The 16,636-nt window shown below is 64.0% G+C and carries 14 protein-coding genes; 6 read left to right on the forward strand and 8 right to left on the reverse strand.

What is annotated here, in order from left to right; genetic code table 11:
• The first annotated feature begins 808 nt into the window (after positions 1 to 808).
• Both C8N44_RS21575 and C8N44_RS21580 read left to right on the forward strand, forming a co-directional pair.
• Entirely contained in the window at positions 809 to 1,765 is a 957-nt protein-coding gene (locus tag C8N44_RS21575; protein WP_107978814.1) for an alpha/beta hydrolase, read from the forward strand.
• A gap of 55 nt (positions 1,766 to 1,820) precedes the next feature.
• Entirely contained in the window at positions 1,821 to 2,735 is a 915-nt protein-coding gene (locus C8N44_RS21580) for an AraC family transcriptional regulator (protein ID WP_107978815.1), read from the forward strand.
• A 141-nt stretch (positions 2,736 to 2,876) separates the two neighbouring features.
• Here the strand turns inward: C8N44_RS21580 and C8N44_RS21585 are convergent, their stop codons facing one another.
• The 5 genes from C8N44_RS21585 to C8N44_RS21605 all read right to left on the reverse strand — a co-directional run bounded on the left by C8N44_RS21585 (position 2,877) and on the right by C8N44_RS21605 (position 8,816).
• Positions 2,877 to 4,490, reverse strand: a complete 1,614-nt coding sequence (locus C8N44_RS21585; protein ID WP_107978816.1) for an ABC transporter ATP-binding protein — start codon at positions 4,488 to 4,490, stop codon at positions 2,877 to 2,879.
• Positions 4,487 to 5,290: an ABC transporter permease gene (locus tag C8N44_RS21590; RefSeq protein ID WP_244641176.1), complete on the reverse strand. Its 804-nt coding sequence runs from the start codon at positions 5,288 to 5,290 to the stop codon at positions 4,487 to 4,489. The genes C8N44_RS21585 and C8N44_RS21590 overlap by 4 nt, the downstream gene beginning before the upstream one ends.
• 35 nt (positions 5,291 to 5,325) lie before the next feature.
• Entirely contained in the window at positions 5,326 to 6,303 is a 978-nt protein-coding gene (locus tag C8N44_RS21595) for an ABC transporter permease (RefSeq protein WP_107978818.1), read from the reverse strand.
• A gap of 101 nt (positions 6,304 to 6,404) precedes the next feature.
• Positions 6,405 to 7,952, reverse strand: a complete 1,548-nt coding sequence (locus tag C8N44_RS21600) for an ABC transporter substrate-binding protein (RefSeq protein WP_107978819.1) — start codon at positions 7,950 to 7,952, stop codon at positions 6,405 to 6,407.
• Positions 7,953 to 8,042: 90 nt separating this feature from the next.
• The gene (locus C8N44_RS21605; protein WP_107978820.1) at positions 8,043 to 8,816 is read right to left on the reverse strand and encodes a class II aldolase/adducin family protein; all 774 of its coding nucleotides are present in this window, start codon (positions 8,814 to 8,816) and stop codon (positions 8,043 to 8,045) included.
• A 126-nt stretch (positions 8,817 to 8,942) separates the two neighbouring features.
• On the opposite strand from C8N44_RS21605, the gene C8N44_RS21610 reads away from it, so the two are divergent.
• The 3 genes from C8N44_RS21610 to C8N44_RS21620 all read left to right on the forward strand — a co-directional run bounded on the left by C8N44_RS21610 (position 8,943) and on the right by C8N44_RS21620 (position 12,180).
• Positions 8,943 to 9,641 carry a GntR family transcriptional regulator gene (locus tag C8N44_RS21610; protein WP_107978821.1) on the forward strand — a complete coding sequence of 233 codons (699 nt, stop codon included), beginning with the start codon at positions 8,943 to 8,945 and terminating at the stop codon, positions 9,639 to 9,641.
• Positions 9,641 to 10,669, forward strand: coding sequence for a histone deacetylase family protein (locus C8N44_RS21615; protein WP_107978822.1), 1,029 nt, complete (start codon positions 9,641 to 9,643; stop codon positions 10,667 to 10,669). Before C8N44_RS21610 ends, C8N44_RS21615 begins: the two co-directional genes overlap by 1 nt.
• 128 nt (positions 10,670 to 10,797) lie before the next feature.
• Positions 10,798 to 12,180, forward strand: a complete 1,383-nt coding sequence (locus C8N44_RS21620; RefSeq protein ID WP_107978823.1) for an aspartate aminotransferase family protein — start codon at positions 10,798 to 10,800, stop codon at positions 12,178 to 12,180.
• 553 nt (positions 12,181 to 12,733) lie between these two features.
• Here C8N44_RS21620 and C8N44_RS21625 read toward each other — a convergent pair.
• The 3 genes from C8N44_RS21625 to C8N44_RS21635 form a co-directional block, all read right to left on the reverse strand.
• The gene (locus C8N44_RS21625) at positions 12,734 to 13,651 is read right to left on the reverse strand and encodes a nucleotidyl transferase AbiEii/AbiGii toxin family protein (RefSeq protein ID WP_107978824.1); all 918 of its coding nucleotides are present in this window, start codon (positions 13,649 to 13,651) and stop codon (positions 12,734 to 12,736) included.
• On the reverse strand, positions 13,641 to 14,462 hold the full coding sequence (locus C8N44_RS21630) for a type IV toxin-antitoxin system AbiEi family antitoxin domain-containing protein (protein WP_107978825.1): 822 nt from the start codon (positions 14,460 to 14,462) through the stop codon (positions 13,641 to 13,643). The genes C8N44_RS21625 and C8N44_RS21630 overlap by 11 nt, the downstream gene beginning before the upstream one ends.
• Before the next feature lie 270 nt (positions 14,463 to 14,732).
• Positions 14,733 to 15,668, reverse strand: coding sequence for an IS110 family RNA-guided transposase (locus C8N44_RS21635; protein WP_107978826.1), 936 nt, complete (start codon positions 15,666 to 15,668; stop codon positions 14,733 to 14,735).
• 120 nt (positions 15,669 to 15,788) lie between these two features.
• On the opposite strand from C8N44_RS21635, the gene C8N44_RS21640 reads away from it, so the two are divergent.
• Positions 15,789 to 16,499 (forward strand): IS6 family transposase, encoded by a 711-nt coding sequence (locus tag C8N44_RS21640; protein ID WP_007803496.1) that lies wholly within the window; start codon positions 15,789 to 15,791, stop codon positions 16,497 to 16,499.
• The last annotated feature ends 137 nt before the right edge of the window (positions 16,500 to 16,636 follow it).

The following is a 16,636-nucleotide window of genomic DNA, read 5'->3' on the forward strand; positions in this document are numbered from 1 at the left end:
AAAACCAACCGAGATGCGCCCTAACTTACCGGCGCGCCCCGCCTCGTCTGCCCCTAATGTTCGTTGCCGCGAAGACCGCCAGAACCTCGTCCCGTTCGCCTCCGTGGCGCCCCGTAGCGCCTCAGCGCCGCCGGTGAAGGGGGATTTACGGATTCATTCCGCAGCCTGCAACAGGAAAATGAAAGAAAATCAGAAAATCTGCTCCGGGACCGCCGAGAGCCAACGATACAAGGGCTCCAGCGATGCCTTCCGCCTCACTCCAAGGTCCATCGCCCCCGGCTCCGAGGGCAGGAGGACGCCTCTACGCCGTAATTTGACGCTCCAAGACGATTCTGTGGCCCCGAATCCATGGGGCCGCCCGACGGTGAGCGGCCGGAGTCGACAAACGGACCGCGCAGAGCCTCCGGTGTCAGCACGTTTCGGGGGGATCCCCCCAACACCAAACAGGAGTCGGATCGATGTGCGAAGCCCATGCCCCGAAGCACGTGGGGGAAGGATGCACCCCCGATCTTCGATCTTGCGCGCGAGGACGCAATGTGCCCCGGCTTCCGCCCCCGGACCACGTCCGCACCCGCACTTAATCCCCTGCCCCTCCCCATCTACTTTCTGACGCCAGCCTTGCCGGGCCTGGGCGTCGGGCAACCTGCTCGGGCATGCCCGCGACAGGCCAGGTATTCGCAAAACACCCAACTCCCGGAGGATCAGGCAAGGATACCGCCGTAATGGTCTATCTGCCTGTCGAAAGCGTGGAATATCTAAAGGTCAACGCCGACGCAGACGTCGACGCCTGACAGAGATAGGACACACGATGGAACTCACGCAGGACTGGGACAAGACTTTCCCGAAAAGCGACAAGGTGGACCACGGAAAGGTCACCTTCACCAACCGCTACGGCATTGAATTGGCCGGCGACCTCTACACGCCCAAGGGCGAAGGCCCTTTCGCGGCTATTGCCGTCAGCGGTCCCTTCGGTGCGGTGAAAGAGCAATCCTCCGGCCTCCACGCACAGACGCTTGCCGAGCGCGGCTTCGTCACGCTGGCCTTCGACCCCTCGTACACCGGTGAAAGCGGTGGCGCGCCCCGCAACCTCGCGTCGCCCGAGATCAACACCGAGGATTTCAGCGCTGCCGTCGACTACCTGGGCCTTCTGACCAACGTCGACCGTGAGCGGATCGGCATCCTGGGCGTCTGCGGCTTCGGCGGCATGGGCCTGAACGCGGCCGCCGCAGACAAGCGCATCAAGGCCGTCGCCGCCACCACGATGTACGACATCAGCCGGATGATGGCGAAGGGCTACTTCGACAGCACCACACCAGAACAGCGCGCCGATCAGCTCGACCAGCTCAGTCGCCAGCGGTGGGAAGACGCCGCCGCCGGCAAACCGTCCTACCCGCCGACCGCACTGCAGAACGTGACGGACGACATGCCCCGGTTCGTCAAGGAATACGCGGACTACTACACCCGCGAAGAGAGCGGCTTCCATCCCCGCTCGGTCAACTCCAACGCCGCCTGGACGACGACGACCCCGCTGTCGTTCATGAACATGCCCCTTCTGTCCTATATCGACGAGATCGCGCCCCGCCCGACCCTGCTGGTGCACGGCTCCGAAGCGCACTCGCGCTACTTCAGCGAAACCGCCTACGAAAACGCGGCCGAGCCGAAGGAGCTATTCATCGTCGAGGATGCGACCCACACCGACCTCTACGACCAGATGGACAAGATCCCCTTCGACAAGTTCACCAGCTTCTTCTCCGAGAACCTGTGATAGAACGGCGGAGCCACCTCCGGGTGGTTCCGCGACACGACTTGGAACCAGGCAGATGACTGACCACGAGACGAGCCACGGACACGCCCCGCACGACAAGCTGGCGACTATGATCCAGGCGTGGTCCGGCACTTCGGAAAACGTCTCCACCGCGATCGAGGGGCTGAGCTTCTTCCGACGCACCCGGCCGACCGAGCCCGATCTCTGCCTGGTCGAGCCTGCCCTGCTGGTGGTGGCGCAGGGCGCGAAGCAGATGTTCGTGGGCGGCGCCCCGCATCGTTACGATCCGTCGGGTTTTCTCATCACGTCGCTGGAGATTCCCGGGCAGACGCAGATCATCGAGGCCAGCCCCGACAAGCCCTGCCTTGGCCTCGTCATGAGGCTCGATCAACGCATGCTTGCCGAGATGGTGGCCCGCAACGTGACGCCTCCGCGTCATCGTGCCGAACGCAGCAGCGTCGCAGTGGGCGCGGTCACGCCAGAGCTGATTTCGCCGCTCGAACGACTTGTCGCACTTCTGGACGAACCCGGCGCCATCCCGGTTCTCGCCCCATTGATCCTGCAGGAGATTCACTATCGTCTGCTGCTGAGCGATCAGGGAGCCAGGCTGTGGTCCTTCGTGGCGGCGGGCAACCCGAACCAGAGGATCCTCGCGCTGCTCAACTGGATGAAACTGAACTACGCCGCGCCGCTGCGCGTCGAGGAGCTGGCCGAGCGGGCACAGATGAGCCCATCGACCTTCCACCAGCATTTCCGCGACCTGACGACGATGAGTCCGTTGAAGTACCAGAAATGGCTCCGCCTCAACGAAGCACGGCAGCTGATGCTGAACGACCATCTCGATGCGGCAAGCGCGTCCTACCGCGTGGGCTACGAGAGCCCGTCTCAGTTCAGCCGTGAATACTCCCGCCTCTTCGGTAATCCGCCCAAGCGGGATATCGACCAGCTGCGGCTGGAAGTTGCTCACTAGAGCACAGCTCCATCTGCGCCCCGCAACCTGCCTGAGGGAGCTGGCATTGCCCCCTGGCGAACGAAGGTGTCCCCCACAGGCGGGCTGCCGAACGCACCGGCAATCTTCGCCCCGAGGCCTTGCAGCACTTCGACCTGCTGCTCATGCAGATTCATTTCGTTGTTCCCAGTCCGAGCCTGGCACGGCCGCGAGAAGCTGCTTCGTGTAGTCCTTCTGCGGTTTGAGGAAGATGTCGTGCACCGGGCCGATCTCCACGAGCTTGCCGCGCTGCATGACCGCGATCCGGTCGCACAACTGGGCCGCAACGCGCAGATCATGGGTGATGAACAGGATCGACAGCCCCATCCGTTCGCGCAAATCGCGCAAGAGGTCGAGCACCTGCGCCTGGATCGATACGTCCAGCGCCGAAACCGCCTCATCGGCGATGATCAGTTCGGGGTCCATGGCAAGCGCCCGGGCGATGCCGATACGCTGGCGCTGGCCGCCCGAGAACTCGTGCGGGAAACGACTGGCAGCATCGGCCCCGAGGCCGACCACCTCGAGCAGTTCCTTCGCCCGCTCCTCGGCCTCGCGACGTGGCGTGCCGCGGGCGATGGGGCCATCGGTGATCGCACCAAGGATGCGCTGGCGCGGATTGAGCGAGGCGTAGGGATCCTGAAAGATCATCTGCACCTTGTGACGCTGGGTGCGCAGCTCTTCCTCGGGCAGCGCCGCCAGGTCGACGCCTCCGACCAGAACCTGCCCGCCGTCGGGGGTCACCAGACGCACCGCGGTGCGGCCCAGCGTCGACTTGCCCGAGCCGCTTTCGCCCACCAGCCCCAGCACCTCGCCCCGCGCCACGGTGAGCGAGACGTCGTCGACCGCCCGCACCTCGCGCGCCTCGCGGAAAAAGCCGCCGCCGGTGCGATAGATCTTGCGCAGCCCCTTGATCTCGAGCGCGGGGGTCTCGGACAGGGCGCGCTGCTCGGGCAGCATGCCGGTCGGGATCGCGTCAAGCAGGCGCCTGGTGTAGTCGTGTTGCGGATACTTCAGCACCGCGGCGGCGGTCCCGCGTTCGACCACCCGCCCCTCGCGCATGACGATGACCTCGTCGGCGATCTCGGCCACCACGCCGAAATCATGGGTGATGAACATCACCGCCATGCCCCGGCGGTCGCGCAGGTCGAGGATCAGCTTGAGGATCTGCGCCTGCGTCGTCACGTCGAGCGCGGTGGTCGGCTCGTCCGCGATCAGCAGCTTGGGTTCCAGCGCAAGCGCCATGGCGATCATCGCCCGCTGCCGCTGTCCACCGGAAAGTTGGAAGGGATAGGCACGGATGATCTTCTCGGGATCGGGCAGCTGAACCTCGCGGATCAGGTCGAGCGCTTTCTTGCGGCGTTCGGCCTGCGTGAAGCGGTCATGCGCGGCGAAGACCTCGGCGATCTGGTCGCCGATGCGCATCAGCGGGTTGAGCGCGGTCATCGGCTCCTGAAAGATCATCGCCACCTGCGCGCCGCGCAGGGCCATCTTTTCGGCCTCGGGCAAGCGCAGCACGTCGCGCCCCTCGAACATGGCGTGCCCCGCCTTGACGGTGACGCCTCGCGGCAAAAGCCCCATCAACGCGTTGGCCGTCATCGACTTGCCGGACCCGCTCTCGCCCACGACGCAGAGGATCTGCCCCTTGTCGATAGTCATGCTGACATCCTCGACCGCGAAGGGCCGGTCGGCGCCCTCGGGCAGGCCGATGGTCAGGTGCTCGATCGCAAGCGTGCTCATGCGCGACCCTTTCGTCTCGACAGGTGCGGATTGAGCGCATCGTTGAGCCCCTCCCCGATCAGGTTCAGCGCCAGGACGGTGATGATGATAGCGACGCCGGGAAAGAAGCTGAGCCACCAGGCCGAGCGGATGACGGTGCGCGCGGCGCCGATCATGTAGCCCCAGCTCATGGCGTTGGGATCACCGAGACCGAGGAAGCTGAGCGAGCTTTCCAGCAGGATCGCCGTGGCCACCATCAGCGAGGCCATGACGATGATCGGCGAGAGGGTGTTGGGCAGTACCTGCCGCACCAGGATCCGGCGCTTGGTGAGCCCCGCCAGCATAGCGGCATCGACGAATTCGCGCTTGCGCACCGACATGACCTCGGCTCGCACGAGCCGCGCCACCGGCGGCCAGCTGACGATGGCGATGGCCAGCGTGATCGAGGACAGCGTCGGCTCGAAGATCGCCACCAGTACGATGGCGAGGGCGAAGTTGGGGATGGTCTGGAAGAACTCGGTGAAGCGCATTGCGCCTTCGTCCACCAGACCGCCGTAGAACCCGGCAAGCGCGCCGAGCGGCACGCCGATCAGCAGTGCCACCAGCGTCGAGACAAGCCCCACCAGCAGCGAGACGCGCGCGCCGTAGGCCAGCTGTGCAGCAACGTCGCGGCCAAGCGTGTCGGTGCCCAGCAGCAAATCTTCCCTGCTGAACGGAGGCAGGAAAGGCCGCTGGACCATCTGCCAAGGATCATTTGCAAAGATCAGCGGCGCGAAGACGGCAATCGCGATGACGGCGATCAGCAGGACGACACCGACCATGGCGCCGATATTGGTGCGGAACCGGGTCCAGAAACTCATGCGCGGGCTCCGATGCGGGGGTCCACGAGACGGTAGACGATGTCGGTGACGATGTTGAACAGGATGACCATCGCGGCGGAGACGAGGAAGACCCCGAGGATGGTGTTGTAGTCACGCGCGGCGAGGCTCTCGAACATCAGCCGCCCGATGCCGGGCCAGGCAAAGACCGTCTCGGTCAGCACCGCGCCGCCGATCAGCTGGCCCGCCTGCAGACCGGCAAGCGTCACCACCGGCAGGATGGCGTTGCGCAGGATATGGCGACGACGGATGACCTTGTCCGACAGGCCCTTGGCCCGCCCGGTCTTGACGAAATCGGCGTTCGAGACCTCGAGCATCGAGGCCCGCGTCATGCGCATGTAAACCGCCATGAAGAACAGGCCCAAGGTCAGCGCCGGCAGCACGAGGTGCTTGGCGATATCGATGACCCGTGCCCATCCGGTGTAGCCCGCGCCGACGGTCTCGTAGCCAAATCCCGGCAGCCAGCCCAGCCAGACCGAGAACACCAGAACCGCCATCAGCGCCGCCCAGTAGAGCGGCGTCGCGTAGAACAGCAGTGCGAAGGTGGTCAGCAGGCTGTCCTGAGGCTTGCCCACGCGGGCCGCGGCGGCCACCCCCAGCGCAATGCCACAGACCAGCGAGATCACGAAGGCCACCCCGGTCAGCAGCAGCGTCGCCGGCAGCCGGTCGGCGATCAGGTCGATGACCGGCGCCCCCTGCCGGAAGCTGTACCCGAGGTCGAGCATGGCCACCCCCGAGACGTATTTCCACAGCTGCACGCCAAAGGGCTGGTCGAGCCCGAAGCGTTCACGCAGCTGCGCGATCATCTGTTCGTCGGCGGCGCCCGCCTCGCCGGCCAGCACCACCGCCGGGTCGCCGGGGGCCGCGTGGAGCAGGCAGAAGTTCAGCACCGCGATGGCGAGCAAGGTCAAGGCGGCCTTCGCCAGGCGCGAGACGATGATGGCAAGGACGGACATGCCGGGTCGCTCCCTCTTCTGGAACAGGTTTCCGGGAGCGCCCCGCCGAAACGGAGCGCCAGAAGATCCTCAGAAGAAAATCTTCTTTCCCGTGGAGAGGGTTACTCTTCGATCCACGCGTTGCGCGGGCCGTCGTTCACGCCGATCCCGGTGGTCACCAGGTCCTTGACGTTGCAGCGGTAGAGCGTCGGGAATTCCAGCTCGAGCATCCAGGCCACGGGCACGTCGTCGACGATCTCCTTCTGGATCTCGGCGTAGGCCTGCTCGCGCGCCTCGGTGTCGGCCATGGTCGCGGCGGCGAACCATTTCTCGTCAAGCTCGGGGTTCTCGTAGCCCTCGACGTTGTTCCAGGGGCTGCCCTTCTCGATACGATCCGCGGTGTAGTTCCGCGACACACCCAGCGCCGGGTCGCCGTACTGGTAGAGATAGGTGAAGGCCATGTCATAGTCCCACTGGGACGTCTTCTCGTTCCAGCCGGCCACGTCGGCGCTGTCGATCTCGACCTCGATGCCGACCTCGGACAGGTTCTGGCGTACGGCTTCGGCCCAGCGTTGCCATGTTTCGCCGTATGGCAGCGGCAGGATGCGCACCGGCTCGCCGTCATAGCCCATTTCCTCGAGCAGCGCCTCGGCCTTCTCGGGATCGTAGTCGTAGATCGTCACCTCGTCCGAATAGAAGTTGGTCTTTGACGACACCGGCCCCGTCGGCACCTTGCCAAAACCGTTCCAGACCACGTCCCGCATGAATTCGCGGTCCATGGCGTACATCACCGCCTGGCGGAAGCGCACGTCGCTGGTGGGCCCCTCGCGGTTGTTCAGCCACATCCAGGCGAGAGGGGCAAAGAACTCCCAGCCCTCCGTGGTGGAACACACGCCCTCCATCTCGCTCAGGCGCTTGATGTCCCAGTTCTCGACAGATCCGCCGGGCAGCACGTCGACCTCGCCGGTCTCGAAAGCCACCGCGCGGCTGGCGGCGTCGGGGATCACGCGGTAATAGACCTCGTCGAGATAGGGCAGCCCGTCGATGTAGTAGTCCTCGTTCTTCACGAGGTGGATGTAGCTGCCCTTCACCCATTCCTCGAACTGGAAGGGCCCGGTGCCGATGGGCGTGTTGTTGGCCTCGTTGGTGGCGAAATCGGTGCCCTCGTAGATATGCTGCGGGATCATCGGCATGGTCGCCGCCTCGAAGACCGAGATGAACGGGCCGAAGGGTTCCTTCAGCTTGAACACCACCGTCAGCGGGTCGGGCGCGGTAACGCTGTCGACATAGGCCAGCGAGGCGCGCAGGCGGGCGTGGGTCTCGGGCAGGAAGGTGGAGGCCGAAAACACCACGTCGTCAGCGGTGAAATCCTCGCCATCGTGCCATTTCACACCCTCGTGCAGCTTGAAGGTGTAGGTCAGCCCGTCGTCCGAGATCTCCCAGCTTTCAGCCAGCCCCGGCATCGGCTGAAGCTCGGTGTCGTAGCGCAGAAGGCCCTCGTAGATGTCGCCGGCGACAAGCTGCGTTGGCCCGTTCTGCACGAGGCCGAGCATCAGCCCCGGTGGCTCTGGCTGCACCACGATGTCGAGGCGTCCGCCCTCCTGCTGCGCGGCAAGCGGCGCAGCAAGTGCGGCGGCGATGAGGAAGGTCGTCGCTTTGAGATGTTTCATGAGCTTTCCCTGTTCTCCGTTTTTTCGGATGACCGCGGCCCGTCTTGTTGCGGACTCGCGGAAAGCCCCGGCGATCGCCCGGGGATCGTGTTACCCGGCCCAGCCGGGTGTCTGGCTGTCGAGCTGGCGCAGCATGGCGTCCCATTCCGGGTCGCGGCCGCCCTGCTCTTCCATCTTGTCATAGGCGCGGGCGTATTGTCCCGCTGTATGCGCCGCGACGTCATCGGGCAGCACCACCGGCGTCAGCCCCATGCCAAGCGCCGCGACCTGCGCCTTGCACGAGCGTTCGAGGTTCAGCGCGTATTTCACCGCCTCGGCCACCGACCGCCCGAGCAGCAACGTGCCGTGGTTGCGCAGCAGCATCACCCGCTTGTCGCCAAGGTCCGAGACGATGCGCGCGCGCTCTTCGAGGTTCAGCGCGATGCCCTCGTAGTCATGAAAAGCGATCTGGCCAAAGAACTGCGCCGACCATTGGTTGAGCGGCAACAGCCCCTCCTGCACCGAGGAGACGGCGACGCCTGCCACCGTATGGGTGTGCAGCACGCAGACCGCGTCGTGCCGGGCCATGTGCACCGCCGAGTGGATGGTGAAGCCCGCCGCGTTCACCCCGGCGCCGTAGGGGTCGTCGATCACCGCCCCGGTCTCGTCGATGGTTACGAGATTGTCGGGCGTCACTTCTTCGAACCGCAGTCCGTAGGGGTTGAGCAGGAACCGCTTCTCTCCCTCCGGCCCCTCAGGTAGCCGCGCGGAGATATGGGTGTAGATCCCGTCGTCCATCCCGTGCAGCGCGATCAGGCGATAGGCTGCGGCAAGATCGCGGCGCAGATCATTGGTGGTGGCAGTGGTGGTCGTTCCGTCCGGCATCTGAGCGCTCCATTGAGGAGGTGTTAAGCAAAGGAAGGTCATTCGCGCACCTTCCGTCAAGCCAATTGTCGACAATCCTGCAATTGGCTCCTACCGTGGATGAAAAATGGGGCCTCGATCCGCGACATGGAAAAGCTTCACCAACCCGACGGTTTTGCCCCCCTCGACCGCGAAGGGCTGGTCGACCGCGTCGCCCGGCTGCTGAGCCAGGCCATCGTCTCGGGGCGCCTCGCCCCCGGCGAGCGGCTGAGCGAGTCGGTGGTGGCCAAGCAGCTCGGCACCTCGCGTGCGCCAGTGCGCGAAGCGGCGCGGCTGCTCGAGAGTTCGGGACTGATCACCTACACGCCGAACCGGGGTTTCTTTGTCCGGCGGCACAGCGCCACCGAGATCGACAACCTTTACGAATTCCGCATCACCATCGAGATCGCCGCCGTCCGGCGCCTGATGCGCGAGGGGCTGGGCGCGACCGCCGCCGCGCTTGGCGCCCAGATCGAAGAGCTGCGCCGGCTGGCCGAACCGGGCCACAACATGCTTACCCAGGTCGAGGCGGACATGCAGTTCCATCGGCTGATCTGCCAAGGCTCCGGCAATCCGCGCTACCTGCGCAGCTTCGAGCGGATCGCGCAGGAAACCGAACTGACCATCATGCTGATCGGCAGGCTCTACGACGATGCACACCGGCTTGCCGAAACGCATGTGCCGATCCTCGACGCCTTGCTATCGGGCAGCGAGGATCAGGCCGTGGATGCCATGTTCTACCATCTCGACGTCGCCCGCACGCTGGTGACGGAACAATTCCGCAAACTTGAAGAGAGCACGCCCTGATGCAATGCTTCGACGCGCCCGAGACCGACCTCCACGATCCGGTCTTCCGACTGACCAACGGCAAGATCCAGCGCAACGCCGAGCGCGCCGAGCGGGCGCGGCTGCTGCGGGCGGGGCTGGACCAGCTGAACCTTTGCACCGAGACACCGCCAGAGGCGCCGCGCAGCGCGCTCGAGGCGGTCCACACCGACCAATTCCTCGACTTTCTCGAAACCGCCTGGGAGGAATGGCAGAAGCTGCCGGACTGCGGGCCGGAGGTCGTCCCCAACGTCTTCGCGAACCGCGCGATCGCGACCTATCCCGAAAGCATCCTCGCCCGCGCAGGCTGGCATTTCGGGGACACCTCGGCCCCGATGGGGCAGTACAGCTGGACGGCGTCGCGCCGCGCCGCCGATTGCGCCATTGCCGCCGCCGACGCGGTGCTGGGCGGCGCACCGGGCGCCTATGCGCTTTGCCGACCTGCCGGGCATCACACCAGCACCGACATCGCCGCCGGGCATTGCCTGATGAACAATTCCGCCATCGCCGCCGCACGGCTGCGGGAAGGTCACGCGCGCGTCGCGACGCTGGACATCGACGTGCATCACGGCAACGGAACGCAGGACATCTTCTACGACCGCGCCGACGTGATGACCTGCTCCGTCCACGCCGATCCCTCGGACTACTACCCGTTCTACGTCGGTCATGCCCACGAAACGGGTCGTAACGAGGGCCTTGGCTTCAACCTAAACATCCCCCTGCCACGCACCACCACCGACGAGGTCTGGCTCAAGGCCATCGAAACCTCCCTCGAGGCCATCGCGACCTTCCGGCCCGGCGCGCTGATGGTGAGCCTCGGGCTCGACGCGCATGAGAACGACCCGCTGCTGGGCATGAAGGTCAGCTTCGACGGGTTCCGCCGCGCCGGCAAGATGATCGCCGAGGCCGGCTATCCCACGGTCCTGGTACAGGAAGGCGGCTACCTGTCGTCGGATCTCACCACGTCGCTGGTCAGCTTCCTGTCCGGCTTCCTCGACCGCGAGGCATGAGACGCTTTTTCAGTCAGGGCATTATGCCCTGCCAATATGATCAAATTCTTGCGTGACCTTGGGGCGCCCGAGCCACTAGAGTCCGCCGCAACGGGGCGTCTGCCCCCTCTCGTCCACAGGAGACCGTGATGAACCAGCGCCCCAATTCGCTCCATGCGTCCGACATGGCGCATTCGATGCACCCCTACACCAACATGCGCCTGCACGAGGAAAAGGGCCCGATGATCATCACCCACGGCAACGGTGCGCGGGTGTATGACGATCAGGGCAAGGAATACATCGAGGCGCTGGCGGGGCTGTGGTCCGTTGCCGTCGGCTTTTCGGAAACGCGGCTGGCCGACGCGGCCTACGAGCAGCTCAAGAAGCTGCCCTATTACCACAGCTTCGCGCACAAGGCGCATGAACCCTCGATCCGCTTGGCCGAGAAGCTGGTCGAGATGACGCCCGAGGGTCTCAACCGGGTCTTCTTCACCAACTCGGGCTCCGAGGCGAACGACACCGTGGTCAAGATGGCCTGGTTTCTCAACAACGGCCTTGGCCGCCCCGAGAAGAAGAAGTTCCTGGCGCGTCAAAAGGGCTATCACGGCATCACCATCGCGTCGGGCTCGCTGACCGGCCTCGCGGGCAACCACAAGGATTTCGACCTCCCCGCGATCCCGGTGACGCATCTGACCACGCCCTCCTTCTGGCGCTATGCCGAGGAGGGCGAGACCGAGGCGCAATTCACCGACCGCCTGCTCAAGGAGCTCGAGGACACCATCCTTGCCGAGGGCCCCGAGACCATCGCCGGCTTCATCGGCGAGCCCGTCATGGGCGCCGGCGGCGTGATGACCCCGCCCGAGGGCTACTGGCCGGGCGTGGCCGAGATCTGCGCCAAGTACGACATCCTGCTGGTCTCCGACGAGGTGATCAACGGCTTCGGCCGCACCGGCGCACCCTTCGGCTGCGAGAAATACGGCTTCACGCCCGATATCCTTGTGACCTCCAAGCAGCTCACCTCATCTTACATGCCGCTCGCCGCGATCGTGGTGAACGACAAGGTCTACGATGCCATCGCCGACAACACTGCCAAGCTGGGTACGTTCGGCCACGGCTTCACCGGCTCGGGGCACCCGGTCGCCTGCGCGGTCGGCCTCGAGAACCTCGCGATCATCGAAGAACAGGATCTGATGGGCAACGCCGCGCGGCTGGAGCCGATGTTCCAGGACGGTCTGCGCAAGTTCGCCGATCACCCGCTGGTCGGTGAGGTGCGCGGCACCGGGCTCATCGCGGGGGTCGAGATGGCGAAGGACCGCGCCACGAAGACCTCCTTCGAGCCGGCCGGCAAGATGGCTCCCAAGGTCGTGGAGTTCTGCGCCGAAGAGGGGCTGATCGTGCGCGCGGTCTACGAGACGGTCGCCTTCTGTCCGCCGCTGATTGTCACCGAGGACGACGTCTCCGAGATCCTCGCCCGCTTTGGCCGCGCGCTCGACAAGGCACTGGACTGGGCGCAGGCCGAAGGCATGCTCTGACCCACACGCTGTTCATCGAGAAGGCCCGGGCATTGCGCTCCGGGCCTTTCTGCCGTCGAGCGCAGTTTCGCATCCGGCGCCAAGGCGCGCCTTGGCGCCTGCGACAGCATCATTCTAGCTGCCCCGTTTCCGGTTCACGTGATCTGCTTCGACGGCACTCGGGGCAAATCTAGCTCGGGTCGTGTTGCACTGAGGACGCTTTGCTTGTGACGCGGTTTTTCTTTCACCAAACGCAAGAAGGCCGCTTCCCATTCGGGAGCGGCTTTTTCGGGGATATTGGTTGCGGGAGGGCGCAACAGACGATTTCTGCGGAACGGGTCTGGAAATGCAAAAACCTCCGCGGCGGGGCCTGCGGAGGTTTCGCAATTATCGTTGGTTGCGGGGGCGTGCAACCAACGATACTTGCGATTGGTCGAACGCCAAATCCCCAAACTCGCCGCTTAATATAACTTATTGGCATCGTTTGGGAAACCCTGCTTTCGAGGTATTCATGCATCGCACTTAGCCGTAGAGACCGGTCAGTCTCCGAACGGAGCGACAGCGGCGGTGGTGACTACCTGAACAGCGCTTCCAGCGCTGATCTGTGCTCCGCATGCTTGGCCAGGTTATCCCTCTTCAGCTTCTCCAGATTGATCAGCTTCCAACGAACCGCAGGAAGGTCAGCCGCCCGCGGCCGCTCGATAGCGTCGAAGTCTGGCGTGCCGTCATGCAGGCTCAGGAGAAACATCCTGGCCTTTTCGTCGAGACGAGACCGGATGTCCGCGACCAGCCGCTCTCGGGTTTCGAGAAGGTCGTCGAGATTGACACGCGCCTTCGTCATACCCTCGAACTCTTTCGTAAAGGGCTGGTCTAGGTCGATGAAGTTCGGGTTCAGAAGTTCATGGGCCGGACGGGATGAGCAGGCGATGTAGATCAGGAAGGTCCGGAATAGATCCTCTGTCAGGCCTTCATTTTCATAGAGCAGCTTGATGTCATACAGGTCACGCGGATGCTGGCGATCCACTGCCGCATGCAACTTGCCACCGAACAGATCCTCGAAGGAAACGACCTGCATCTCCGCATAACCGAATTCATCCTCCACCGCATCTGACACCGGACGCATCTCAGGATCCTGCACGACGCCGCGCATGACAGGCGAGGTCTCGATCTTGATCTCGGCGCCGCCCAGACGAGCGAGAGTGCGGGTGGCGCCCCCTCCTCCACCCCGGATGCGCTGCGTCTGCACGCCGGCTATGCCGCCTTCGATGGTGGCTGCGATGCGATCCATCGCTTCGTTGATCTCAGCGAGGCTTTCGCCGCGATCCTTGATCGGCAGATAGGTCAGATCGATGTCGACCGACAGGCGGGGCAGATCGCGGTAGAACAGGTTGATTGCCGTGCCGCCCTTGAGCGCGAACACCTTTTCCTTGGCAACATGCGGGAGCAGGCGCACGAGCAGCGCGACCTGAGCTTCATAGTCCTCACGCGCCATCGCCAGCCCCGGTCGCTACGAATTCCTCCGGTACCACGATGCGGTAGCGCGGGTGTATCCTGCCGCCACTGACCAGAGCGCGGTCGCCTCTGCCGAGATTGAATTCCTTGGGTTCGAGGCGTTTGCGCCAGGCATGATCGTGGCGATCGGCAAAAACGAAGAACAGCCGCTTCACCTTGATCTTCCTGCAACTGTGAAGCAGCGCCGACAGTGTTTTCGGGCGCAGCGTCGTCAGGCTCTCGAACACCATGTCGAGGTTGTGGAAGCTTTCATGGTCGGGCAACTCGTCCATGGCTTCCAGGATCGCCCGTTCGGGAGACGACATCCTGAGTTGCCAGTCCCAGGGAAGGGGTTGCCCTGCATCCGTGCTGTCATCGTGGAGACCAAGCTGCGGATCGTCAAAGAGGGACCTGTTGCGCGTCTCGATCGGCGCGTTCAGCGGCAACCTCGAAAGCCATTTTGGTATGGCTTCACCATAGACCCATACCGTGGCGTTGCCGCCCAGACGCAAATAGTGGCCGTGACCCTGCTGGGTGAGCGCCGTCATGCCGCCGACATGGACATCGTAGCGCATGATGTGCTGGACCGAGAGCAAGCAGATCCTCCAGTCGATCGTATCCGACGCAGAAGCGCCCGGAGACGGGCGACGGAAAACGCCGCGGGTCAGACGCTCGAGCCAGCCCCGTTTGACGTAGTCACGAAAGGTCTCATAGGCGATGCCATGCGCCGTGAGCCATGCCGCATCGACCAGATACCCGGAGGGCACTGCATCAAGGACTTTCTTCAGGTTTTGTGCTCGTTCGGCGACCATGGCGCCTATAATGGCACTTTTCCAAAGCGTGCGCCATATAGCTCTTTAAGAAACGCCTAGATTCAGCGCTCCAAGCACTCTAACCAGGGATTTTTCAAGGAAAGCTCGGAGATTACGACAGCCTCTGCAGACCGGGACATATCGAGCTGGATCGAAAAGATCGACACATGTCGCCGATATCTCGCCGCCCCGCCGACCGGATGACCAAAGCCGACGATACGCTGTGTGCTGCGATGCCATGACGCTCACGGTTCATAGTATCCGTCTTGATCAAGCGGTTTTTCGGGCCCAGAAGCGATCAGCCTTGACCAGCGCGTTCGCCGTTTCGATGAGTTTGCGCATGACGGTGACGATTGCGACCTTCGCGGGTTTTCCGGCCGCACGAAGGGCGTCATATTTGGCCTTGAGATCCGGGTTATAGCGCATGGCCACCAAGGCGGGCATGTAGAGAGCGTCGCGCAGTGGCTTGCGCCCGCCCGCGATGAATGCCTTGCCTTGCCATTGCCCGGACTGGCGGGTGACGGGCGCAAGACCCGCGAGACTGGCCACCTGTTTGCGCGCAAGCGTGCCGATCTCCGGCAGCAGAGTCAGCAGGGCTGCGGCCGTGACAGGGCCGATCCCGGGCAGGGAGCAGAGAATGTCACGGTTGCGCGCGGTGGACCGGCGTGCCTCGATCAGCGCTGCGATCTCGGCGTCCAGCTCGGCAATCTGACGGTCCAGCTGGGCGAGCCGCACCTTGTTCTGGCGTTTCAGGACCGCGATATCGTGGGTTTGGGCGCGGTTGCGCAATCTCGTGCGATCCTTGATCAACCCGGTGCGCGCGACGTGCAAGTCCTTGAGAACGCGCGCCTCCCTGGAACATGGCGCTTGGGACGCGAGGCCGAATGTGGCGCCCATCCGTGCCAGCATCTGCGCGTCCACCGCGTCGGTTTTGGCTCGGGTGCCATGCGCTTCGGCGAACCGGCGCGCCTGGAGAGGGTTCACCTTGACCAGAGGAAAGGTCTCGCCAAGCGCCGCCTCGAACGCCTTGTGATACGGTCCCGTGGGTTCGAACACGATCCGGGCGACCGGGGCCTTACCCAGCCACTCTCGCAAAGCGCGAAAGCCGGCGGCCGAGTTCTCAAAACGCTGCGCTGCTTGGTCTTCCAGCCGGAATACATCCAGACAGGATTTCGAAATGTCCACGCCAATGGTATGGTCCATCATCTTCGCCATGTCCTATGCTTGTCATGCGTGATTTATCACACGCGTATCCGTTCAGGCCCTTGGTGAAGACGGGATCGTCAAGTTATTGCCCTCCGCAGGGCAGTTATGTAGCTCCGTGCGATGATCAGTCAGATTTCCGCACCGCGCCTGAAAGGCCACCGCTTTCCGCGCTCCATCATTTCCTACGCGGTCTGGGCGTATTATCGCTTCTCGCTTAGCCTGCGTGATGTCGAGGATCTGCTGGCCGAACGCGGTATCGTGGTGAGCTATGAGGCGATCCGGGCATGGGTGGGGAAATTCGGGCCGCATATCGCGAAACGGGTCCGCGCTACGCGCCCGCGGCCCACCGACAAATGGCACCTGGACGAGGTGGTGATCATGATCAACGGCGTGCAACACTGGCTGTGGCGCGCCGTGGACAGCAACGGCGAAGTTCTCGACATCCTCGTGCAAACGCGCCGCAATGCGCGGGCGGCGAAGCGTTTCATTTCACGGCTGATCGCCCGCTGGGGTGAGCCCCGCGTCATCGTGACGGATAAACTGCGCAGCTACTGCGCGGCCCTGCGGCAGCTCGGGCTGAACGTGGATCACCGGGCGCACAAGGGACTGAACAATCGTATTGAGGGATCGCACAGACCCACGCGAAAGCGCGAGAAAATCCAGGGCCGATTCAAATCGGCAAGGCAGGCGCAAAGGTTCCTCTGCGCCCACGATGAAACCGCGAACCTGTTCCGCCCTCGCCGCCACAAAATGACTGCCTCCAGATACCGTCAGAGCCTCGTCGCCGCGTTCGAGCGCTGGAACGACTGTGCGAAAAGCATGGCCGCGTGACAGAAGGTAGCGCACCCCCACTTTCGATCCCGGGAAACAACTGTAAGCGGCGTCTACGCCCCATCGGAGTTCAGCTCGACGGCTTGAAGTTCCAGGGTAGCAACTCGTCGATCCGGTTCGCGGGATGCCCTGCCGCG

The sequence above is a fragment of the Allosediminivita pacifica genome (assembly GCF_003054175.1).
GTDB lineage: Bacteria > Pseudomonadota > Alphaproteobacteria > Rhodobacterales > Rhodobacteraceae > Allosediminivita > Allosediminivita pacifica.